Genomic DNA, 23950 nt, shown 5'->3' on the forward strand with positions numbered 1-23950 from the left:
GATTGTCGCTGGAGTCTCACCCTGATCGCCGCCGCGCAGACGCGCTTACGTCGTGGAACCACGCCGCCTGACGGCATCAACTTAGCGCTTAAGAAAGAAGGGCCGCCTACGTTGCCGCAAGCGGCCCAAGTCTAGGGAGGAACGCCCAAGGAGGGCAGCGATAGCGGGGCGCTACCGCACACCCTGAAAATAAGACAATCGTCATCGGCGGCTCAATTGAACGTAGGGAAACGCCGGGCATCTAAAGGGGGCATGGAACGATACCAAGGTTTATGGTGCCCGCGCGTGAAGCCGACCACCTTCGCACTAGGCGCAGGCTGTCATTGCCTATGCATCGCGTCCAGCAGCGGCCAGAAGTTGGTCACCAAACCGTGGCTGTCTTGCCTTGCATTATTCCAACTACGCCGGTGAGAGATTCGCGATGACCTTGCCTGATGCCAGCGCTCGATCTTTCCCTGAGTCTGAGGATGGTACGGAGCGCCGCGCACGTGCTGCATGCCCTTCTGGTCGAGCCACTCGGCCATATCATCCGACACGTAACTCGAACCATTGTCGCTGAGCACCCTTGGCCGGTGCGCGACGGCGATGTGGTCAAGACCGGAGGCGGCGAGTGCCTGGTCGAGGGTGGCTGTGACATCGGAAGCGCACATGGTGGGACCAAGCCTCCAGGCCACGATGTAGCGCGAGAAGTCGTCAAGCACGGTCGAGAGATAGTACCACCCCCATCCGGTGATCTTGAGGTAGGTGAAGTCGGTCTGCCAGAGCTGGTTGACGGCCGTCGTCTTGTCCTTGAATTCGTTCGCGGCCTTGATCACCACATAGGCCGGGCTGGTGATGAGATCATGCGCCTTCAGCAGCCGATAGACTGACGCCTCGGATACAAAGTACTTTCGTTCGTTGGTGAACCGCACGGCCAACTCGCGTGGCGACAGCTCAGGTAACTCCAGCGCCAGGTCAATGATATGGCCCCGCACATCGTCGGGGATGCGATTCCAGACCCGGTCTGGTCGAGACCGATGATCGGCCAGCGCTTCAACGCCGCCCTCGCGGTAGCGATCATACCAGCGATAGAATGTGGCGCGCGGAATACCGAGCTTGTCCAGCGTGCGTTTGGCCGGAAGATGCGATTGCTCGACCAGCTGGATGATCTCGGCCTTTTCGGAGGCGGGATATCTCATGCCTCGTCCTCCCCATCTCCGTTCATACTTTTTTTGAGCAGACGGTTCTCCAGGGTCAGATCGGCCACGGCCTCCTTCAAGGCGGCAGCCTCTTGGCGGAGGTCCTTCACCTCGCCGGAGGTCGCAGCTCGCGCCGTGTCGCCGGCCAGGCGGCGCTTGCCGGCCTCGAGAAACTCCTTGGACCAGCCGTAATACATCGAGGCGGCAATACCTTCTCGGCGGCAAAGCTCGGAGATGTTCTCCTCGCCGCGCAACCCTCCAGTGCGGATCTTCTCTTCCGCCGAATACTGCCGGCGGGTCTGGCGCCGAATGTCGTTTAGCACTTGGTCTGCCGGCGCTTTGCCCCGTCCGGATTTCTGCTTCATCCTCGCTCCTGGCGGCTACGATGAACCAGAAATCCTCCCTCGGCGAAATCCTTCAATTTGTCTCACAGGACCTAATGGCGAACAACGCGGCGCTGCGCCCCCTGTAGGATAGAAACGAGTAACTTCTAGACTGTGGCCGGAAGGGAGCGGCCGACATGCTTCGGTGGCACGGGCGTTACCATGTTGCTTGTCAACGCGTGCGATGCAAGCACGTGCTGGGGCGCAGGACCGATGTGAGCGACGCGGAATGGTAGCAGCGGCTCGTTCCGGTTGCGGCGTGCCAGCTTTCAGCCCGAACGGGCAGATTGCCGAACTGCGAGCGTACGTGCGTCAGCGCGAGCGTATGCTGGAGTATGCGGCCTGCCTTCGTAGCTTCGGGATCGTCAGATAGACCTCGGCAAGCGAATGACTAAGTTGATGTTTTTCGCAAGCCTAAGCAGGAGTCGCGAGGGCAAGCGATCCCAGATGCAGATCAAGAGAGTGCGGCTGCCGTAAATGTGTCGAACCATAAGCCGCCGGCACAGACTGCTCCGGCAGCGCCGACTCCGACGTATCCTGTCAGAGCTTGCAAGACGTCTCCTCCAGGCGATTGGACTTGAGACGGCATAAACGGATCGGGTGAAGGCTCGTCAGGCTCGCCCTAGATTGACGACGGTCGCCCTAAGCTCGTCGAGCATGCCCGCGATCCCATCGACAAGTTCGTCGATTTGGTCCTTATCGACGATTAGAGGTGGGCACATCGCCAACGTATCATCTACATTCCGCAAGATAATCCCTCGCTCGTGCAGCAACCGGGCCGCGATCCTGCCGACGTCGCCCGGAGTAGTAGCGGCGACTTTCTTCTCCTTGTCCAGCACTAGCTCGATTGCCGCAATAAGGCCAACGCCGCGAACCTCACCAACGAGCGGATGGTCACTGAGCGTACGCAGCCGTTCCTGCATATAGGCGCCTATTCGGCCGACATTCGCAATCAGCCCCCGCTCGTCGATGAGTTTAAGAGTTTCGAGCGCGACGGCGGCTCCGACCGGGTGACCGCCGCCTGTGAATCCATGAGCGAGCACTCCAACCTTATTGCTCTCGTCCGCGATTGGTTCGAACATGTAATCATTCATTATGATCGCCGAGAGCGGAAAATAGCTGGACGTGAGCTGCTTCGAAACTACGATCACATCGGGCGCGATGTCGTAGGTTTCGCAACCAAACATTTTGCCGGTCCGGCCAAAGCCGCAAATCACCTCATCGGCAACCAAAAGGATGCTATGCTTTTTTAGTACCTTTTGGATCTTGTCCCAGTAACTTGGCGGCGGAACGATGACGCCGCCCGCGCCCATTACCGGTTCGCCGAAGAATGCTGCGATGGTATCGGGACCTTCGTGCCGAATCAGTGACTCGAGCTCCTCGGCTCGGCGCGTCGCAAAGGCCTCCTCCGATTCTCCGGCACGCCCTTCTTTGTAAAAATGCGGGGAGCCAGTGTGCAGAATGTTGGGCAGCGGTAGATCGAAAGAACGGTGGATGTCCGAGAATCCGGTTAGGCTGGCCGTGGCGATCGTTACGCCGTGATAACTACGCAGCCGGCTGATGACCTTCTTGCGCTGAGGCTGGCCCAATGCATTCGAACGATAAGTGATCAGCTTCAGTACCGTGTCGTTCGCCTCCGAACCGGAGTTTGTGAAAAACACCTTGCTCATCGGCACTGGAGACATCTTCACGAGCTTCTCGGCGAGCTCAATGGAAGGCCCATTCGATCGTGATGCGAAGGTGTGATAGAAAGGGAGGACTTGCATCTGGCGATGCGCGGCTTCGATGAGCCGCTTCTCGCTAAAGCCAAGTCCCGCACTCCAGAGACCGGCCATCGCATCGAGGTAGCGCTTTCCCGCTGTGTCGAAGACATAGGGGCCCTCGCCGCGGTCAATTATGTGCGGTCCGGTCTGTTGGTGCGACCGCGCGTTTGTGTAGGCGTGGAGCTGATAGGCCGCATCTCGGGCCTGCTGAGAATTGGGCAGCATAGTCGTATCACACCATCGGTTCAGAACGAGCTCTCTGGGAATATTGATCGAGCGCTAACATCGTGAGACATTTAGAATGGACAAGCGAGCACCCTGTCCCGTGCCTGCTCGGAGTTATCCTGTGCGCGACTGCCTGGCCACTGCAACAAAATCTGACGGTCCGACCAACTGTAGGCCCAAAGAGAAATTGGATCGTTTGGGGAGCTCGCATCCGCTGCTTCTCTAAGACTTGAGATACTCGTAGCCGCGGCTGGCCAGCCCCGGCACATAGCGATTCTATCTCTTGGAAGACGCGCGACGCACCTACCAGGACTGGTTGCTGACACAAACTCGACGCCGCAACTGACCGCACTTTGCAACTGTACATCCATATGGCTGACCAGTGGCAGCTCTCAATGTACAACCCAGTCCGCCAGCGTTGATCGATCGAGAGCGATGCCCTGGCGGGCATCGGGCGATGACTACTCTCATCGATCTTAGTGCCGTCCGGAAGCGTGATCTGGCGGCCTGGGAGGCTGCCGTGAATGAGTGTCACGATCGTGCGCGTGGGATCTGCCGCGACGGGATCAGGGCGGAAGATTGTCCCGGCGGTTGGACGCATAGACTTCCTTGAAGTGGACGCCGGATTTTGCACCGGCGGCTTAGGTGGTGCGGATGCCGTTCCGTTTTGATAAACGGAGCGGACCATGAAGAAGACGAGACGGACAATCGATGCGGCGCTGAAGGCAAAGATCGCCTTGGAGGCGCTGCGAGAACAATCAACGTGACGGATCTGGCGCAGCGCTACCAGGTGTGTATGTGAACCAGATTTATGCCTGGAAGAAACAGCTTCAGGATCAAGCGGTTTGGGCGTTCGACCCGGGCACTGGTCGTGATGGCGAGGCGGCCCACGAACTGGAGGTCGAGAAGCTCCACGCCAAGATCGGACAATTGACGGTCGAGCGAGATTTCTTAGCCAGGAGGTCCGGAAGATGAGCGCGCCGGGTCGCCGAGGATTGCTTCAGCGCGATCATGAGAATCTATCGATCCGCCGGCAATGCCAACTGCTGAGCGTTGCGCGATCGAGCGTATCGGCCGCCGCGGCCGGCCAATGACAACGACCTTGAGCTGATGCGACGGATCGACCAGCTGTTCACGGCCTGGCCGTTCGGCGGATGACGGCGATGCTCAATGGCGAAGGCTGTCGCATCAATCGCAAGCGCGTGCAGCGGTTGATGCGCAAGATGAGCATCGCGGCGCTGGGACCAAAGCCCAGAACCACAAAGCCGGCGCCGGGACACAAAATCTTCCCGTATCTCTTGCGCCATATGGTGATCGACCGGCCAAATCAAGTGGGGGCGGCCGATATCACCTATGTGCCGATCGGCCAGCCTTTTACATCTGGTGGCGATCATCGATTGGGCGAGCCGTGCGGTGCTGGCTTGGCGCCTGTCGAACACGATGGACACATCGTTCTGCGTGTCTGCGCTCGAAGAGGCCTTGGCGCGCTTCGGCCGGCCTGAGATCTTCAATACCGACCAGGGCAGCCAGTTCACCAGCGCCGCCTTCACCGGCACGCTGGCCGCCACCGGCGGCAGGATCTCGATGGACGGTCGCGGCCGCTGGATGGACAACGTGTTCATCGAGCGGCTGTGGCGCTCGCTCAAATACGAGGACATCTATCTCAAGGGTTATTCGGATGGCCACGAGGCCAAAGCCGGAATCGCCCGATGGATCGAGTTTTACAATTTCCAGCGCCCCCATCAGGCGCTGGAAAACCGCGCGCGGATGGCGGTCTGGTGGGCAGGTGTCACCGGCGCATTCGGCGAAGAGGCTGTGGATATGACGCTTCTCGCAAGCGAGAAGCTTGGACAACGCTGCGCGTTGCCCACATCCCCACAGCCAGGACAGCAGCAAGCAACTGTAGCGTAAAGTATTGGCAAGAACGAACGGCAGCAAGCTCCACTTAAGAAACCAGACCCGGTGGTCCTCAGCATAGGGTCCACTTCACTGTTACGAGGCCCGATCCGACTCGCTATTGCCTTCTCGCCTGATCCGCTCGCTCGGCCATGACAGCGTTGTCGCCATTGCTGAGTCCCAGGAACCCGCACGATCAGGCGAAGACGAACCGCCATGACGTCCTTTTTCTCGCCCGGCGCTTGAACCTGACGTTACGTCACGTTGTATGAGAGATTGGCCTCTGGCTTAATTCGGCGCTGCGCGGGTCGCGTCCACACATGCAGCCAGACCAACCTTCAACAATTAAGAGGTTCACGCGATGCTATTCTTCTTTTTGCTGTCGATCGCTTTCGCTATCATCGGCACAATTTACGCCGTGAGCGCATGGCTCTCCCGCCGCCCACGCAGCCGCAACGTACTCTTCGTTCGTCCCACACACACGTCTAAGCGGAGAGCGTTCTAAACTGACAATCAAGGAAGGGACCTCGTTGCGATACTGTCGATCAGGTAAATTGCCATCAATGACTCCTCCTTGAGCATTCCAGTTCGTGGTCGGGCAGGTGCTGTCGCGCGGCAGGTCGCGGACTGGGTCTATCACGACGAGCCGCGCAATCCGCATGATAGCGGCTCTGCGGCCCGTACTCGCACTGCCTCATCGGAGGATGAATTCTCGGGTGGTTTTCGAAACCCCTTCTTTTTCAAGCACCTGAACCCAGAAGCCGTCAAGGCCGGCCTGCTGAATCAAGACGATCGGATAGTTATGCCAGGTCTTAGCACGGCTTTTTTCGCGCAGCTTCGGAAACAGCGCGAACAATCCGGCCAGCTCTCCAGCTGATACCGAATGTTTCGACACCTTCTCACGGGTTTCTGGTGACAACGAGGTTATCAGCCAAGCAGAGCGGCTGAGCTCTAACGAAACGAATCGGACCAAGATCGGTGCGGGAGGTGGTCGGCTGGGCGGATCGTCCGATTGGATGCATGATCAACTTCGGGATGAGTGTTTACGAGCCCAATGCGAAAGAGGCTCATCAGGCACTTCGTGCACGCTCATGTTGTCTAGCGCTGAGGGGGCAATGTTCGAAGTTCGATGCCCGCTGGTCTGCGCTGTTAGCAACTAGCGCCAATGCGCAATCTGATGAAGGGCGACGAAAGTAATAATTACCCAACAAGCTTGAAGCGCACGTAGCGTCAGATTGTACGGCCAAAAGGAGGTTGAGAGCGATCTGTCATCGAACCAGCATGACGCCCGATGCGGCTTCGACCGTGCAAGTAGCGAGAACGAGCCATTGAGCGACGATTCCCATCTTGAGGAGAGGACCATCGAGGCGGTACGGCGTTATCGTAACGCGCTAGCCGCTGCCGCGAACTCTGAAAAGGCGCAAGCACGCACACATCGAGCGCTCATGAGCATGCTCCCAGACCTAGAGCGCGCAGTACTCGAGGATCGACCTCCATCAACAAGGAAAAAGCTCTTTAATGCTGGCGCAAGAGCGGTCACTCAATTAAATGAGGCGCGGCAGCTCTTTAACGAGGCGACTGCGACGCTAGACGGAGCTCGCCAGGCCCTGGCCGCTCTCGAGCAGCAGCTCGGATACATTCCAGATGTACCGGCGAAAGGAACTCGAGTACCGTGATCTGGATGATGGCTGACCGACCGCTCCCATTAACTGGGACGGGCGAGAAAACACTATAGCCGTGGGTATGTTTCGAGGACCAACTTGGAAGTTTCGTCTCGGGTAGATCAGTTCGAGCCTATCTCTGGCCCTGGTCATGGCGACATACAAAAGACGACGCTCTTCCTCCAGAGCCGCCCTACTTTTCGCCCGAACGGATGGAATACAGCCTTCCATCATGTTGAGAATTGTGACGGACCTCCATTCCATTCCTTTTGCGCTGTGGATTGTCGAGAGAGTCAAAACGTCGTCAGGGTTGCCCTCCGAAAACCGTCTCTCAGCAGCCGCAGGGATATCCAACACAAAGTCAGCCAAGAATTCTCGGCAGGATCCGAACTGACGTCCGAGAACTGTCAGTTGTTCAAGGTCTGTGAGCTTGCTTTCTAGTCTGTCCTCACATTTTTGCTTGAGGTGGCCGCGGTACCATTTCAGCGTGCGAGTCAAAGATGTAGGCCATTCAGACTCCGATAGTTTTGTCAAAAGCCGCCTGAACTCGGACCTGCTTTTGGGCCGTTCCAGGCACATCTGCGCGCCTCAATAACCTGTGCGGGGACATCCCGCCGAATTCGTTCAAAACTCGAAGGGCAGTGGCTTTGCCAACACCATCTAAGAGTATGAGAGTCCGAAACGCGGCGATCTGGTCTCTCGGATTTTCATGCCATCGAAGTATGGACACAACATCCTTGATGTGGGCGGCTTCCAAAAAACTGAGACCAGAGCTGGCTCCGGAAATCTGGACAGGGCGATAAGTGGAGTTTCTGCCTGATGGCGGGCAAGATTGACCCGCGAATCAGGAGAGACGATGAGCAGACGAACCCGTCGGCACCACGCACCGGCATTCATGAATGCCGGTGCGTGGTGCCGACGGGTTCGTCTGCTCATCGTCTCTCCTGATTCGCGGGTCAATCTTGCCCGCCATCAGGCAGAAACTCCACTTATCGCCCTGTCCAGATTTCCGGAGCCAGCTCTCCCATCGCACCTTGTACAGCCGCGCATATTCATCACGGACATCAGCGGGGATACTTTTGCGGGCAATGAACCCGCCACCTTTCGCTCTAACCAGACCAGCCATACGCAATGCCATTTGTAGCGCCTTTTGTATTTTGCAAGGCGCAAAAACGTCTGGTCTATCAGCAACATACTGGAACTGCAGGGGGATCAGCAGTGGTGGTACAGTTGGGTGGGCTCGAACCACCGACCTCCTGTTCCACAGGCAGCGCGTCGAAGGCAGTGAACTCTCACCAGCGATGAAAGCAGGAATATGCTACTGGTTAGCGTGTCGAAGTTCGCAAACGTTCGCCATTGCTTATTCAACGGATATTCGACGACTTCCGCAAACCGGATCTAAGTCATTGAAATTTCTGGCGCTCCCTAGGGGAATCGAACCCCTGTTTCAGCGTTGAGAGGGAAAAGTCGATCCGCTTGATCATCGTTGATGAGTCTAGCGATGGACTTTCGAGCCCGCTGACCGGGCCAGTGAAGTCGGCGCCCTCGTGCTGCGCGGTTCGTTCGCCGCAGCAGTTACAAGAATCCGCGAAAGCGACGGACGAATGTCGGACATGTTAGCACCGGGGCATCCTATTCGTACTCCAAAGAAGCCGAATTCCCTCCGCGCGATGGGGAATGCTTTTCTGTTCTAGTCTTATCTGCTCATTTTGCTTCACCAAGGCTCTGGTCAAAAGGCCAAGAGCGGTGAGGCATTATGCATTTGCGCCCCGAGAACATGCAGCCACCCTATTCTTCGACCGAGGTCGCAGCGGCGATTGGCGTCTCTCTGGATACATTCTATCGCACGCGCCGCCTCAGGCACGAGCGGGATGGCTTGCCTTCGCCGATCAGCGAGCGAGGACCGCTGAAATGGGAACGCACCGGCTTCGATGCTTGGCTTACGCGACATCATCCTATGCGCCCAAAGACAATTGCTAATGACGCATTCGCGCCGCCGCCAGCAGCAAGCGACGAGGATCACCGCGAGCGGCTGCGGAGAGCTTACCGCCAGTACGACTCTTGACAGACTAGATCGCGCTAGATTCCAATGGGTGCCATCTCTTACTGGCACTGAGGCTTTTATGGCCGATCCCAAATTTCCCCATGTGAAGTGGCGTAATGGCCGTCCTCGCTCGTCGCACGGCTCTTATGCCAGAGCTCTCGGCTTTGTCGATGCCGACTTGCGCCATCCGCCGTACGATGAAAAAGGCCGTCCGGTCGGTGCTTGGTTCAATCTCCAAGAAGCCTCAGACTTTTCAGACAAGCGAAAGTCGGAGATCGAGGCGGCGCGCCGCGCCGGCAAGCTACCGAAGAAAATTACCATCCGGAAGCGTTCTACGATCGAAGATCTTCTGGACGATTGGAGCAAGTCGGTTGAGTTCAAATCGTTGTCGGCCGCCTCGCAATCTTCCTATCGCAAGTGTATCTCCGCTATCTTGTACCGACCGCAATCACGCGAATCCGCGGCGAAGATGCGCGCCGAAATCCGTGCCGCCAGGCTGCTCGGCTTGGCCGAGCCCGTACGAGAACTCGAGGCGATCGCGACTGCCACTCCGACGTCAATCGGCAAACCGGAATTCCGCGCCTTCTATAACTATGCGAAATCGGCTCGCGGCCATCATATGGCCCTCTCTATGATAGCGACGCTCTCAGCGGCGTTCACTTGGGGGCAAGAAAGCACCTTGTGGCGTCTCGGACCCAACCCGCGAGAAGGCATGGAGTTCGATCATCCAGAGGGACGCATCGTCCAGGTTACGATGCCCGAATTCACCGCATGGGTCGCCGCAGCCGATGCGATCGAACGGCCTTCGGTCGGCGATAGCTTTCATCTGGCGTTGTTCACCGGGCAGCGCCAGACTGACCGTCTAATTATGCGCAATGAGAGCGACGTTGAGGGCCGTCACGCGTTCCGGCAGAGCAAGACTGGCGAACTTGTCGACATCAAAGAGGCGCCACAACTCAGCGCACGGCTGAATGCCTCGCGTGCACGCGTAAAAGAGCTCAAGCTTCGGCTTCAACTGGATAAGGTGCCACCTGAACTCGTGGTCAATGAGGACAATGGCGAGCCTTATGACGAGAGCACCTATCGCCGTTGGGTGTCGACCGCCCGGGCCGTCGCGATCTTTGGCTTTCTCGCGCGCGACAGCGCGCGCCAGGCAATTGTACGCGCAGAGCGACTGAGCGCCGAACTGATTAAAGATGTCGATAGGCTGTTCGCCCCTTTTCCTCTCGACGAGGAGAATAAGGCGCAGCGCGCTCGAGCGGTCGACCAGCGCAAGAGCGCATTAGCGGAATGGCTGGGTGCGCAGGCCGCACGCGACAGCAATAGCGATGAGACGGCATGGCGCCTGAAGCCCTGTCCTGCGCTGATGTTTGTAAACGGCGCCGGCGAACTCGACCAAAAGCACGACCAGGATCTGCGCGATACCTGCGTCATGCTTCTCGATCGAGCTGGCTGCGACTTGCTGACGATTTGCGACATCACTGGGCATTCATACCGAAGCGCGCAGACCATCGTGAAGCACTACCGCGCCCGGAATGCGGCTCGCGCCGATTCCGGCATCGACAGACTTGAATTGCAGGTCCGTAAGGAAGGCATGAAAGGCTGAACAGAGACCAGTAGGCCTTATGGCTGGTGTTTCAGCGGAGCATGGGCTCCGGCCTAAGGTCGCGCAGCGCGCGGCCAATCTCGCATTCTGTGCTTCGACTCATTCCTTCAACGAGCCGAGCGCTTCGGCACTGGGTCGTCTGTAAACGCGCGGGGTTTGCCATCTACCATCGCCCGCGCCCGGCAAGAACGCTCCCAATTATCCGACTCGTCGCACGGCGTGCGACGTACGACCACTAAAAGCGTCGCACGAGAGCCCGTTTGTTCCGTCGCGCAAATTAAAAAAGCCCTTGCGGGCCAATGCCTTGAGAGTGGTGGGCGCACCAGGGCTCGAACCTGGGACCCGCTGATTAAGAGTCAGCTGCTCTACCAACTGAGCTATGCGCCCGAAAGGCGGTCAATGCCTTGCGAGGCCGGTCGTTTAGCAAAGCGATCCGGGTCTGGCAAGCGATCGGACGCAAGTTTTCCAAGGTCTCGTCCAGAGGACCGGAAATGCGAAAAGCCGCTGGATTCCAGCGGCTTCGCCAGGGTTCACGGCGCGAGAGCCGGTCCGTTCAGAGCCGGCCCTCCCGGTCCCGGTCGGGACCGCGGTCACGGTCGAAGCGGTCATGGTGGAAGTGGTCCATGCCCCGTTCCATCATGCGGTCCATGCCGTCCATGAAGTGGTGGTGGCGCGGGCCGTCCTCGCCGCCGCCGAACGGGCCGCGGTGCCGGGTCAGCACGGCGAGGCGCCGTTTCTGGCCCTCGTCGAGGGTCTTGTAGAGCGGATCGGCGGCATCGGCGATCTTCTTCAAGGCGGCGGAGCTGGCCCCCATGTCCTCGGCGCGCTGGCGCAGGCGGGCGATCGGATCCTCTGGTCTATCGGCATCCCTCGACGCGTCGTCGGGTGCGGCATTCATCCGCGCATTGGCACGGTCGATGCGCAGCTTGGCGAACTCCCGCACGGCCGCCTCGACCGGCGGCCACAGCTTCTCCTGTTCGGGGTTGAGCCTCAAGCCGGCATGGACGGCGGCAATCCGCGCATCGACGAAGGCGGCGCGGTCCTCGGGGTTCATGCGGATGTGGCGGACGTGCTCCATCCACGGGCGATGAAATTGGGCATAGACCGCGCCCGAGCCGGCGATGCTGAGCACGGCGATGGCGGCAATGGTGAATTTCTTCATCTTGGCCTCCTCCGGAAGGATGCCCGCGAGGATGAGCGCGAGCAGGCTGTCGCGCAACTTACAACTTGGACAGGAAGCGCGCTCTTGTAGAAATGTACCGCCGTGAATGCCCGTTCAGATGCAAACTGAAACGATTTGCAACAAAAAAGGGCTTCCGTGCGGTGCGCGGAAGCCCTCCCTGGCCGCCGGTGGCGGTCAGTTCGTCGTGCTTTTGGCTTCCTTCACGAACTCGTCGATCAGCGCCTGGCCGACGCGGCCGGCGGCATCCTTGTAGACCGGCTCCATCGCCTTGCGCATCGCCTCGTCCTGCTCGGCCGTGAGCTTGATGATCTCGCTCTTGCCGCTCTTCTTGATCTCGGCCAGCGCGTCGTCGTTCTCCTTCTGCGACTGCGCGTTGCTGAAATCGGTCGCTTCCTTCATCGCCTTCGACAGCTGGCCACGGATGTCGGCCGGGAGATCGTCCCAGAACTTCTTGTTCACGATCACGACGTAGCCGATGTAGCCGTGATTGGTCTCGGTGATGTATTTCTGCACCTCGTGCATCTTCTGGGTATAGATGTTCGACCAGGTGTTCTCCTGGCCGTCGACCACGCCGGTCTGCAGCGCCTGGTACACTTCCGAGAATGCCATCACCTGCGGCAGCGAGCCGAGCGCCTTGAACTGGGCCTGGATCACGCGCGAGGATTGGATGCGGAATTTGACGCCCTGGTAGTCCGCGGGCGTGATCAGCTTCTTGTTCGCGCTCATCTGCTTGAAGCCGTTGTCCCAATAGGCAAGGCCGGTGATGCCCTTGGCATCCAGCAGCTTGAGCAGCTTGGTGCCGAGCGGCCCTTCCGTCACCTTTCGCAGCGTCTTCAGGTCCGGAAGGATGTAGGGCAGATCGAACACCTCGAACTCGCGGATGCCGAGCGGCCCGAACTTGGAGTTGGACGGCGCCAGCATCTGCACGCTGCCGAGCTGCAGCGCCTCGAGCTCTTCCTTGTCCTTGTAGAGCGTCGAGTTCGGATAGACCTCGACCTTGACCTTGCCGCCGGTGTACTTCTCGGCGAGCTCCTTGAACTTCTCCGCGCCCTTGCCCTTCGGCGTGTCGGTGGCGACGACGTGGCTGAATTTGATGATGATCGGTGATTGGGCCAGTGCCGGCCCGCTCAAGCCAAGTGCCAGAGCCGCGATGGACGCAGCGATCGCCAAGGTGCGCATAGTTTCTCCCTGTTGTTTGTTTGGGCCGCCCGGCGGTGCCGGGTAGCCAATCTTATGCCGGCTGCATCAATAGCGGCTCGCCTGCACGCTCGCTATTGGCCCTTAGCAGGGCAGCCATTCATGGTGCACGCCGCGAGCACCTCTGCGCCCCCTCTCCCGCTTGCGGGAGAGGTGCAACAACTCGCAGCTTCGTTCGTCAGCTCGCCGCGGCCGTCGTCACCGTGTCGCGCTGGCGCTTCATGACGATCTTGTTGAGCGCGCCGAGATAGGCCTTGGCCGAAGCCACCAGCGTATCCGGATCCGCCGCGCGCGCCGTCATCGAGCGGCCGTCCTGCGCCAGCCGCACCGACACTTCCGCCTGCGCGTCGGTGCCTTCGGTGACGGCGTGGACCTGGTACAGCTCGAGCTTGGCCTCGTGCGGCACCAGGCGCTTGATGCAGTTGAACACGGCATCGACCGGGCCGTTGCCCTCGGCTTCCTCGATCTTGATCTGGCCGTCGACGTCGAGCTTCATGGTCGCGCGCTGCGGGCCATGGGTGCCGGCGATCACGGTCAGCGAGGTCAGCTTGATGCGGTCGTGCGAGGCCGCCATCTCCTCATCGACCAGCGCCTCGATGTCCTCGTCGTAGATGTCCTTCTTGCGGTCGGCGAGCGCCTTCATTCGCGTGAACGCATCCTCCAGCTGGTTCGGACCGAGCTTGTAGCCCATCTCCTCCAGCTTGTGCACGAAGGCGTGGCGGCCGGAATGCTTGCCGAGCACCAGCGATGACTGCTTCAGGCCGACCATCTCGGGGCGCATGATCTCGTAGGTCGAAGCGTCCTTCAGCACGCCGTCCTGGTGAATGCCGCTCTCATGCGCGAAGGCGTTCCGGCCGACGATCGCCTTGTTGTACTGGACGGGAAACGAGGTCGCCGCCGACACCAGCTTCGAGGCGCGGGTCAGCTGCGTCGTGTCGATCTTGTTCCAGTAAGGGAATTTGTCGTTGCGCACGTTGATCGCCATCACGATCTCTTCGAGCGCGGCGTTGCCGGCGCGCTCGCCGATGCCGTTGATGGTGCACTCGACCTGGCGCGCGCCGCCGGTGATGCCGGCCAGCGAATTGGCCACCGCCATGCCGAGATCGTTATGGCAGTGCACGGAGAACACCGCCTTGTCCGAGTTCGGCACGCGCTCGATCAGCGTCTTCATGAAGTGGGTGTATTCCTCCGGCACCGTATAGCCGACGGTGTCGGGGATGTTCACCGTGGTGGCGCCGGCCTTGATCACGGCTTCGACGATGCGGCAGAGAAAATCCATCTCGCTGCGGGTGCCGTCCTCGGCCGACCATTCGACGTCGTCGATCTGGTTGCGGGCGCGCGCGACCATGGCGACCGAGGTCTCGATCACCTGCTCCGGAGTCTTGTTCAGCTTCACCCGCATGTGCAGCGGTGAGGTCGCGATCACGGTATGAACGCGGCCGCGTTTTGCAAATTTCACCGCCTCGGCGCAGCGGTCGATGTCGGCGGGATGGGCGCGCGACAGGCCGGCGATGACCGAATTCTTGGAGCGGCGGGCGATCTCGCTGACGGCCTGGAAGTCGCCTTCCGAGGTGATGGGGAAGCCGGCCTCGATGACGTCGACGCCCATATCATCCAGAAGCTCGGCGACCTCGAGCTTCTCCTCGAAGGTCATGGTGGCGCCGGGGCACTGCTCGCCGTCGCGCAGCGTGGTGTCGAAAATGATGACGCGGTCCTTCTCGGACTTGTTCACGGTGGCCATTCCTAGATTTCCTTTTGAGCGTTTGCGCCGTTCATTCCTTGGCGCTTGAGGTGTCCGGTGATCTCGACCAACCCCTGAGCGCCCAGGCGCATGGCGCCCAGCCGGCCCTCAGGGGCAAGTAAGAAGAAGGCCGCCAATAAGGAGGGTGGGCAGCGACGCGGCCGGGATCGTGGCGGCGGCCTGAGCCACCTCCCCCGAAATCCCCTCGATTTGGCCGCGAATCAGCATTGCCGGACCCGTTTGAGCCTCAAATCCTCGGTCAAAACCGTTGACGGTTGGTTGCCGGGAGGCTCGATGCGCCCGTTTCTAGACGAGAAATGGCCGCAACTGCAACGCCAAAAGATGGTCAACATACGTGACCTAATAGCTCGACGGCCGCTGCACGAGGGCGCAGCCCGCATGGAGCGACGCGCAATGCGGGAACACGGTCCTGGATTTCGCTTCCGCTCCATCCAGGCTGCAAGATTTGCGAGGGAGACGCCTACGCGGTGCCAGTGCGGCGGGCGCGCGCCCTACTCTCCCAGCGGTTCAGCATCTGGCCGAGCTCGCCGGTCGCCACGGGAGCAGCAGTGCCGGCCTTCACGATCTCGTTGGTGTTGGCCGGCGCATGGGCTGCGAGCCAGTCCGGCTCCGTGTACTCGCGCCAGCGGCGTGCCTCCGCCCGCCTTTTTCGCGAGACGTGGTCCCGCGTGAAATAGCCAGCCGCAAATGCGAACGAGACAAGGACAACCAGGACGACGGCTTGCACAATGAGCTCCAGCTTTATCCCCCTAGCGCCCTGCACTCCAAACGCACTCGAAGGTGACGAAATTGCGACCTGCGATCACTCAGCGGTTTCAAGTCAACCCCTCGCAACCGGACGCGGACCGGACTAACCTCCGCCTCGCTTGGCCGGATCAACCGGCCGGCCGAACATAACCGGGAGGATACGATGACACGCCAGGAGGCTCCTGAGCAGGAGCAGCGTGCGCAGAATGCTGCGCTTTCACGACGAACGCTTGTCGGGGGACTGGCGCTCGGCGCCGCGGCCACGCTGGCGGGCCCCGCGCTGGCCCAGACCGGGCCTGCCGCACCGCCGACGACGATCACGACGCCGCCGCGCGATTTCGGCCCTGGTGGCGCGCCGACGACCTATTTCTGGGACCCCGACATCATCGCGGTCGATCCGTCCTTCAACGACCTCGCCCAGCCCAACACCGCGATCAAGCGTCTCTATACGGGCCTGCTCTGGGCCGAAGGCCCGGCGTGGAGCGCGCAGGGCCGCTATCTCCTATGGAGCGACATTCCCAACAACCGGCAGATGCGCTGGACCGAGGATGACGGCCGCGTCAGCGTTTTCCGGTCGCCCTCCAACAACTCCAACGGCAACTCCTTCGACTTCCAGGGCCGCCAGCTCTCCTGCGAGCACCTGACGCGGCGGGTGACGCGCTACGAGCATGACGGTACCGCCACGGTGCTCGCCGAGTCCTATCAGGGCAAGAAGCTGAACTCGCCGAACGACATCGCCGCGCATCCCGACGGCAGCTATTGGTTCACCGATCCGCCCTATGGCGGCCAGCTCTACGAAGGCGAGCCCGACGTCGCGGGCGGCCCGAGCAATGCGGGCGGCAAGCTCAATCCGCGGATCGGCCAGCCGGCCGGCTTCGTGCCGGGCAAGCGCGAGCTGCCGACCAATTGCTACCGCATCGATCCCTCCGGCCGCATCGACCTCGTCGTCACCGAGGACCAGGTGCCCGACCCGAACGGGCTCTGCTTCTCGCCCGACTACAAGAAGCTCTACATCGCCTCGACCGGCAAAGGGCCGGGCGACACCGGCGCTGGCGGCAAGGGCGAGATCTTCGTGTTCGACGTCGGCACGGACAACAAGCTGTCGAACCTGAAGAGGTTCAGCGATTGCGTGATCGACGGCGTGAAATGCGGACCGGACGGCCTGCGCTGCGACGTCAACGGCAATCTCTGGGCCTCCAGCAATGCCGGCCGCGCGGTCGGCTACAGCGGCGTCACGGTGTGGTCGCCGGAGGGCAAGCTGCTTGGCCGCATCCGCCTGCCGGAAGTGTGCGGTAACGTCTGCTTCGGTGGCCCCAAGCGCAACCGCCTGTTCATGGCCGCGAGCCAATCGCTCTACGCCGTGTACACGGCGACGCAAGGCGCCGGGCCGGGCTGAGCGGCACCCCTCCACGAGCGAGCGCGCCGGCGTGAAGCGCCGGCGCGGAGTCTTTGCGTTTTGTGACGATACCGCGACACGCCGACCGTCGCTTCCCGACCGTCGAGCAAATCTCCGCCATCATAGCAACGAAGATAGGTCGCGCAGCAGAACCGTGGCGCGGCGTGAAAGCATGACGCTATCTCCAGCCGGCCTCGGGCATGAAGTGGGAGTTGCGCAATGCGCCGCATGCCAAACGACACGATCATCGTCAGCGTTGGAAGCCAGGAACTCGTGATCGAGTTCGGAGACCCCGGACTTCAAATCGACGGCCACGGCGGCAACGACATCATGATCGCAACGGTCGATGACGGGCCCAGCAGCCTGCTGTTCGTCGGTGACGAGACGATCCTGGAAGGCCGATCGCATGGCGGTAACGACCTTCTCGTCGCGACCGTCCAGGGTCGCCTGACCTATACATACCTTGACGGGGACGCGCAGATCATGTCCGGCCAGGCCCACGGCGGCAACGACGTGCTGCATGTCGAGGCCACGCGCGCGACCTTTGCGAACGTCTACCTCTCGGGGGACGCCGAAATCGCCATGACCGGTGAAGCCAAGGGCGGCAATGACCTCATCACGGCAGAGATGGGCGACCGATCGTATGGTGCGTTCAGCGGCGATTCCGGATCGCTCATGAGCGACAACGCCCAAGGCGGCAACGACGTCATCAGCGTGGTCCAGGCCGGCCTCTCTGGAAACGTTTCGATGTCCGGTGATGCCCTGATATCCATGATCGGCAATGCGCGCGGCGGCAATGACATGCTGATCTATACGGCCGCTGTCGACACGCGGTCCGGCGGCGCATCGCTTCTCGGCGATGGCGGTTACATGAGCGACAATACACGTGGCGGAGACGACGTCCCGATCGCAACCGTCGACGGCAATCCCGATTCGATCTCCATCGCGCTGGTCGGCGATGCCTCGCAGATGTCCGGCAACGCACAAGGTGGCAACGACATCCTCTACGGGAGCAATCGCGGCGATTGGCTCTATGGCGATGCGCGCACCTACGCCCCCGCCGTGGGCGGCTCGATCGCAGGCGGCCGGGACGTCCTCAACGGCGGCGGCGGCAACGATCAGATCTGGGGCGGACCGAACAACGACCTGTTCGTCTTCAACACGGCTTCGGGCGAGGACGTGATCCACGATTTCGATCAGGGCAACGCGGCTGCGGGCAGCACTGCAGCGGAGCACGACGTCATCGACCTGCAAGATTACGGCCTTGCGGGATGGAGCGCGTTGAGGAGCCTGATCGGCAACGACGGCTCCGGCAACGCCGTGATCCACCTGACGAGCGATGACACGATCACGCTGACCGGAATCCACGCCGCCGATCTCAAGGCCACGGATTTCATCATCTGACGCGCGGTGAGACCGCCGGCCTCGCATCGCTCCCGCCGCGATCACCGCGGCGGGCCTTCGCTTCGTGCAGACCGCAGGCGCCACGCTGGCATGGGAGGACCTATCCTGCGATCTTGCCGTTACCCCTGTTTGGATGAGAGGCGCGAGATGGACGATCGACCAAAGCAGACCGAAAGCCTGACGCAGGATGACGGGTTCGTCCGGGTCCGGGGGGCGCGCGAGCACAACCTCAGGAATGTCGACGTCCGCATTCCGCGCAACGTCCTCGTCGTGTTCACGGGCGTGTCGGGCTCCGGGAAATCCTCGCTCGCCTTCGGCACGATCTATGCCGAGGCGCAGCGGCGCTATCTGGAATCGGTGTCGCCCTATGCGCGGCGCCTGTTCCACCAGATGCAGATCCCCGAGGTCGACGACATCGAAGGCCTGCCGCCGGCGGTGGCGCTGCAGCAGCAGCGCGGGGCGCCGACGACGCGGTCCTCGGTCGGCAGCGTCAGCACCATCTCGAACCTGCTCCGGATGCTCTATTCCCGCGCCGGCGATTACCCGCGCGGCCAAGCGATGCTCTATGCGGAGGCGTTCTCGCCCAACACGCCGGAGGGCGCCTGCCCGACCTGCCACGGCATCGGCCGGATGCTCGACGTCACCGAGAAATCGATGGTGCCCGACGACAGCAAGACGATCCGCGAGCGCGCTGTCGCGGCCTGGCCGAGTGCCTGGCAGGGCCAGAACCTCCGGGACATCCTGACGACGCTGGGCTACGACGTCGACAAGCCCTGGCGCGAATTGCCCAAGAAGGACCGCGACTGGATCCTGTTCACCGAGGAGCAGCCGACCGTTCCTGTCTATGCCGGCTACGATGCCGCCGAGGTCAAACGGGCGCTACGCCGCAAGGAGGAACCGAGCTATCAGGGCACCTTCACCGGCGCCAAGCGCTACGTGATGCAGACCTACGCCAAGTCCGAGAGCGCGATGATGAAGCGCCGCGTCGCGCAATTCATGATCACGCGGGACTGCCCGACCTGCCACGGCACAAGGCTGAAGCCCGAGGCGCTCAAGGTGAGGTTCGCAGGATTCAACATCGCCGAGATGTCGCACCTGCCGCTCAAGCAGTTGCACGAGGTGATCAAGCCATTTGCGAGAGCTTCGTCGGACAAATCGGAGAAGACCGTTGTTGCCAGGCGCATCTGCGAGGATCTGTCGGCGCGCCTCGCCGTCCTGCTCGATCTCGGCCTCGGCTATCTCGCCTGCGAACGCAGCACGCCGACGCTGTCACCGGGCGAATTGCAGCGGCTGCGTCTGGCGACGCAAGTCCGCTCCAACCTGTTCGGCGTCGTCTATGTGCTCGACGAGCCGTCGGCCGGCCTGCATCCCGCCGACACTGAGGCGCTGCGGCGCGCACTGGACAGGCTGAAAGGTGTCGGCAACTCCATCTTCGTGGTCGAGCATGAGATAGAAGTGATCAGGCACGCGGACTGGCTCGTGGATGTCGGCCCGGACGCCGGCGACGGCGGCGGGCTCATTCTCTATAGCGGGCCCCCGGCGGGGCTCGGCGCGATCGCGCAATCGCGGACCGCGCATTATCTCGCGCATCCCCGCAAGAAGCTGCCGACGGTCCGCCGCGAGCCGGAAGGACATCTGAAGCTCAGGGGCGTGACCCGCAACAATCTGCGCGGCCTCGACGTCGACATTCCGCTCGGAATCATCGCCAGCATCACCGGCGTATCGGGCTCCGGCAAATCCAGCCTGATCAGCCAATTCCTCGTCGAGACCGTGGCCGCGCATCTCGGCCATTCGCTTGCCACCGACGGCGACGACGACAGCCTGGCGCCGACCGTCGAGACGCTGGGCGGCAAGATCGTAGCCGGCCTCGACCACGTCAACCGCCTCGTCGTCGTCGACCAGAAGCCGATCGGCCGCACGCCGCGCTCCAACCTTGCGACCTATACCGGCCTGTTCGATCACGTGCGAAAACTGTTTGCGGCGACGCCGCAGGCAAAGTCGCGCCGCTACGACGCCGGCCGCTTCTCCTTCAACGTCGCCAAGGGCCGCTGTGCGACCTGCGAGGGCGAGGGCTTCGTCTGCGTCGAGTTGTTGTTCCTGCCCAGCGTCTACGCGCCCTGCCCGACCTGCAAGGGTGCGCGCTACAACGACAAGACGCTGGAGGTGAAGATCAACGGCAAATCCATCGCGGACGTGCTGGCGATGCGCGTCGACGAGGCCTTCGAGTTCTTCGAGGGCGATTCCGCGCTGAACCGGTCGCTGTCGGTCGTGCGCGAGGTCGGGCTCGGCTATATCCGCCTCGGCCAGTCCGCGACCGAGCTGTCGGGCGGCGAAGCCCAACGCATCAAGCTCGCGACCGAGCTGATGCGTCCGCAACGCGGCCACACGCTCTATGTCCTGGACGAGCCGACCACCGGCCTTCACCCGCGCGACGTCGAGCGCCTGATCGCACAGCTCGAACGCATCGTGGACGGCGGCAACAGCGTGATCGTGGTCGAGCATGACATGGACGTCGTGGCGCACAGCGACTGGATCATCGATCTCGGACCTGGCGCCGGTGACGAAGGCGGCCGTGTCGTCGCATCGGGGACGCCCGAGCAGGTCGCCAAGGCCGGCGGGAAGACCGCGCCTTATCTGGCGCGGCGCCTGGCGCAATAGCGCGCGCAGCGATCGTCGGCATGGTCCCCTCGCGGTCATTTCGCAATTGCGTTCCACGCCGTCGAAGACGGACCCCGACTTTCGCGATGTTGACTTTCCACCGTCCCGCTCCCCATACTTCGCGAACAACAACAAGATCGAACGACGGTTTTGAGGGAGGATAGGATGCCGACTTCACGCAGGCAGCTGCTGAAGACCTCGGCGGCTGCCGCCGCCGCACTCAGCCTCGATTGGACACGCGCCCAGGCACAAGCCGAGAATTTACGCATCGGCCTGATCTACGACCTCACCGGCCCCTTCGCCGCCGGCGGCTCGGTCGCCTCGTCGATCGGGGCGCAGATCGCCATCGATCTCGTCAACGAGAAGGGCGGTGTCGGCGGCAAATACAAGGTTGCTCCGGTCGCCGCGGATTCGCAGAGCAAGCCCGACGTTGCGATCAACGAGGCCGAACGCCTGATCAGCCAGGAGAAGATCGACATCCTCAACGGCGTCTATGCGAGCTCGCATGCGGTGCCGCTCGCGGCCAAGGTCGAGCAGCAGAAGAAGATCCTCTGGATCACGACCGCGGTCTCGACCGCCGTGTTCAAGGACAAGAACCTGCAATACGTGTTTCGCGCGCAGATCCATTCGGATCAATACGGCCAAGCCTTTGCAAGCTTCCTCACCGAGCATGCCAAAGCCAAGCTCGGCATGGACCCGAAGGAGGTCAAGGTCGCGTTGATCCACGAGGACGGCCCCTATGGCGTCGGCGTTGCTTCTGCCGACGAGACTTACGCCAAGGAGGCTGGCATCCAGGTCGTGCTGCGCGAGGGCTATTCGGCCTCTGCGCCCGACCTGTCGGTGCTCGTCACCAAGATCAAGCGCGCCAAGGCCGACGTGATCTCGCATGCGGGCTACAACCCCGACATCACCCTGTTCCTGCGCCAGGCGCGCGAGAGCGGATTGCGCTTCAAGATGCTGTTCGGAGCCGGCGCCGGCTACAGCCAGCTCGACAAGCTGCGCGCCACTTTCGGCGCCGACATCGACAATTTCTGCAACATCGACCCGGTGCCGGCGCAGCTGCTCGATCCCGCCAAGCTCGCGCCCGGAATGGGCGATCTGATCAAGACCATGGTCAGTCGCTACCAGGCCAAGACCGGCGCCACCGACGTGCCGCCACACTGCTCGATGGGCTTCAACCAGACCTGGGTGCTGCTCAACCACGTGCTGCCGGTCGCCAAGGAGAAGTACGGCAGCTTCGAGCCCGAGGCGATCCGGAAAGCGGCGCTCGACGTCGACATCCCCGCCGGCGGCACGATCCAGGGCTATGGCGTGAAATTCTTCCCACCGGGCACGCCGCTCTCCGGCCAGAACGAACGCTCGACGCCGGTCGTGATGCAGAACGCCGGCGAGCACATCTCCGTGGTGTGGCCGACGAACATTCGTACGCAGGACCCGGTCTTCCCGCTGCCGAAGGGCTCGACCTACGGGGCGTGAGGGGGGGCACGGGCGGGGTACACCCTCTCCCCTTGCGGGAGAGGGTGGCTCGCCGCGTAGCGGCGAGACGGGTGAGGGGTTGTCTCCGCGCGTGAACCCTCTCGCTTTCGCATTCGCTGAAGCAACCCCTCATCCGGCGCTTCGCGCCACCTTCTCCCACAAGGGGAGAAGGGTTCGCGGCGTGCGTGGTGATTTACAACACCACCCGTCTCCCCTCCTCCGCCGCCCAATACCCGGCGTAGTTCACCTTGATCGCCTCATAGGCTAGCGCGAGATCCGACAGCGGCTGGCGTCCGGTCGTGGCGCACTCCATGAAGTCCTGGATCTCCTGCAAATAGCCGCGCGTCCATTCCTCCTCGAGGCAGACATATTGCCAGCCGGTTTTGCGGTCGACCTTCTCGGTGATGTAGACGCTCGCGAGCTTCTCCTCGCTGGTCTGGTAGCTCATCAGATGATTGTTCGGCGTGATGTTGGCGAACAGGGAGCCGCCGCTCGTATAGGTCTCGATCAGATTGCGCACGCCGCCCATGATCATGTCGCCGGAGAACACGGTGGCCTTGGTGCCGTCGGAGAAGGTTGCGGTGAGCGTACCCCAATCCTCGACGTCGACGGGATTGGCCTTGATGTAGCTGCGTTCCTCCGGCTTCAAGCCGGCGGTGACGTTGCCGACATCGCCGGTGACGCTGGCGACACGGATGCGCTCGCCGCGCGCCTTGGCTTCGACCTGCTTCAGATACAGCACGGCCGAGAGCGGATGGCAGCCCATGCGGATCAGCGAGCCGCCGCCCGTCATCGCCCATTGCGCAGCATGCGCGGCGTGCGAGCCGGAATGGCTCTCCTCGCCCTTCATGAACAGGATCTTGTCCTTGGTCGCCTTGATGATCTCGGCGGTCTTGGTCACGGCCGGCGCATAGATCCAGTCCTCGGCATACATGAAGAGCTTATCCGTGCGCTCGATTGCGGCGCGCGTCCTGTCCATCTCCTCGATCACGCGCTCATACATCAGCGCCTTCGGCACGTGCTTGCCGATCGGCTGCTGATCGCCTTCGCGGCCGAAATAGCCGGCGAACGGCTTTTCGCAGATGACATGCTTGCCGGCCTGCATGGCGGCGACGATCATCTCGGCATGAAGATTGGGCGGGGTGCAGATGTCGACGACATCGAGATCGCGGTCTGCGATCAGCTCGGCGAAGCTGCGGTAAACACGCGGGATATTGTGATGGCGGGCGAACGCGACAACCTTGTCGCCGCGGGCAGCGACCGCCGCGACCTCGACGTCAACGCCATAGACGCGCCGGAACGCATACATGTGCAGCTCCGACACGAAGCCGCAGCCGACGAGTCCCACCCTGATCCTGGCCATAGCGCCCC

At 61.7% G+C, this 23950-nt stretch carries 13 protein-coding genes, 1 tRNA gene and 2 pseudogenes; 6 read left to right on the forward strand and 10 right to left on the reverse strand.

The window, feature by feature from the left end:
• Positions 1 to 413 precede the first annotated feature (413 nt).
• Positions 414 to 1543, reverse strand: a pseudogene (locus DCG74_RS33400) (IS3 family transposase); the annotation flags it as partial.
• A gap of 629 nt (positions 1544 to 2172) precedes the next feature.
• Positions 2173 to 3549: an aspartate aminotransferase family protein gene (locus DCG74_RS33405; RefSeq protein ID WP_172789068.1), complete on the reverse strand. Its 1377-nt coding sequence runs from the start codon at positions 3547 to 3549 to the stop codon at positions 2173 to 2175.
• A gap of 686 nt (positions 3550 to 4235) precedes the next feature.
• Here DCG74_RS33405 and DCG74_RS33410 point away from each other — a divergent pair.
• A pseudogene (locus DCG74_RS33410) lies at positions 4236 to 5307 on the forward strand (IS3 family transposase); the annotation flags it as partial.
• 832 nt (positions 5308 to 6139) lie between these two features.
• Here the strand turns inward: DCG74_RS33410 and DCG74_RS33415 are convergent.
• Entirely contained in the window at positions 6140 to 6364 is a 225-nt protein-coding gene (locus DCG74_RS33415; protein WP_172789069.1) for a hypothetical protein, read from the reverse strand.
• Between the two features lie 667 nt (positions 6365 to 7031).
• Complete coding sequence (locus tag DCG74_RS39085) at positions 7032 to 7685, reverse strand: 3'-5' exonuclease (RefSeq protein WP_373569502.1); 654 nt, start codon at positions 7683 to 7685, stop codon at positions 7032 to 7034.
• A 1544-nt stretch (positions 7686 to 9229) separates the two neighbouring features.
• On the opposite strand from DCG74_RS39085, the gene DCG74_RS33420 reads away from it, so the two are divergent.
• Entirely contained in the window at positions 9230 to 10756 is a 1527-nt protein-coding gene (locus DCG74_RS33420; protein WP_172787381.1) for a hypothetical protein, read from the forward strand.
• Between the two features lie 311 nt (positions 10757 to 11067).
• On the opposite strand, the gene DCG74_RS33425 is transcribed toward DCG74_RS33420, so the two are convergent.
• From DCG74_RS33425 to DCG74_RS33445, 5 genes are all read right to left on the reverse strand, one after another.
• Positions 11068 to 11143, reverse strand: a tRNA-Lys gene (locus DCG74_RS33425).
• A 166-nt stretch (positions 11144 to 11309) separates the two neighbouring features.
• Positions 11310 to 11918, reverse strand: coding sequence for a Spy/CpxP family protein refolding chaperone (locus DCG74_RS33430; protein ID WP_172787526.1), 609 nt, complete (start codon positions 11916 to 11918; stop codon positions 11310 to 11312).
• A 195-nt stretch (positions 11919 to 12113) separates the two neighbouring features.
• The gene (locus DCG74_RS33435) at positions 12114 to 13118 is read right to left on the reverse strand and encodes a TRAP transporter substrate-binding protein (RefSeq protein WP_172787382.1); all 1005 of its coding nucleotides are present in this window, start codon (positions 13116 to 13118) and stop codon (positions 12114 to 12116) included.
• A 196-nt stretch (positions 13119 to 13314) separates the two neighbouring features.
• The gene (locus DCG74_RS33440) at positions 13315 to 14877 is read right to left on the reverse strand and encodes a 2-isopropylmalate synthase (protein ID WP_172787383.1); all 1563 of its coding nucleotides are present in this window, start codon (positions 14875 to 14877) and stop codon (positions 13315 to 13317) included.
• A gap of 481 nt (positions 14878 to 15358) precedes the next feature.
• Positions 15359 to 15628 carry a hypothetical protein gene (locus tag DCG74_RS33445; RefSeq protein ID WP_172787527.1) on the reverse strand — a complete coding sequence of 90 codons (270 nt, stop codon included), beginning with the start codon at positions 15626 to 15628 and terminating at the stop codon, positions 15359 to 15361.
• A 180-nt stretch (positions 15629 to 15808) separates the two neighbouring features.
• On the opposite strand from DCG74_RS33445, the gene DCG74_RS33450 reads away from it, so the two are divergent.
• From DCG74_RS33450 to DCG74_RS33465, 4 genes are all read left to right on the forward strand, one after another.
• On the forward strand, positions 15809 to 17041 hold the full coding sequence (locus DCG74_RS33450) for an SMP-30/gluconolactonase/LRE family protein (RefSeq protein WP_172787384.1): 1233 nt from the start codon (positions 15809 to 15811) through the stop codon (positions 17039 to 17041).
• A gap of 219 nt (positions 17042 to 17260) precedes the next feature.
• Entirely contained in the window at positions 17261 to 18445 is a 1185-nt protein-coding gene (locus tag DCG74_RS33455; protein ID WP_246708903.1) for a hypothetical protein, read from the forward strand.
• Positions 18446 to 18592: 147 nt separating this feature from the next.
• The gene (uvrA, locus tag DCG74_RS33460; RefSeq protein WP_172787385.1) at positions 18593 to 21103 is read left to right on the forward strand and encodes an excinuclease ABC subunit UvrA; all 2511 of its coding nucleotides are present in this window, start codon (positions 18593 to 18595) and stop codon (positions 21101 to 21103) included.
• Positions 21104 to 21268: 165 nt separating this feature from the next.
• A complete protein-coding gene (locus tag DCG74_RS33465; RefSeq protein WP_172787386.1) occupies positions 21269 to 22579 on the forward strand; it encodes an ABC transporter substrate-binding protein in 1311 nt (436 codons plus the stop codon).
• Between the two features lie 193 nt (positions 22580 to 22772).
• On the opposite strand, the gene DCG74_RS33470 is transcribed toward DCG74_RS33465, so the two are convergent.
• On the reverse strand, positions 22773 to 23942 hold the full coding sequence (locus DCG74_RS33470) for a Gfo/Idh/MocA family protein (protein WP_172787387.1): 1170 nt from the start codon (positions 23940 to 23942) through the stop codon (positions 22773 to 22775).
• Between the last annotated feature and the right edge of the window lie 8 nt (positions 23943 to 23950).

Source organism: Bradyrhizobium sp. WBAH42, assembly GCF_024585265.1.
In the GTDB taxonomy this organism is placed as follows: domain Bacteria; phylum Pseudomonadota; class Alphaproteobacteria; order Rhizobiales; family Xanthobacteraceae; genus Bradyrhizobium.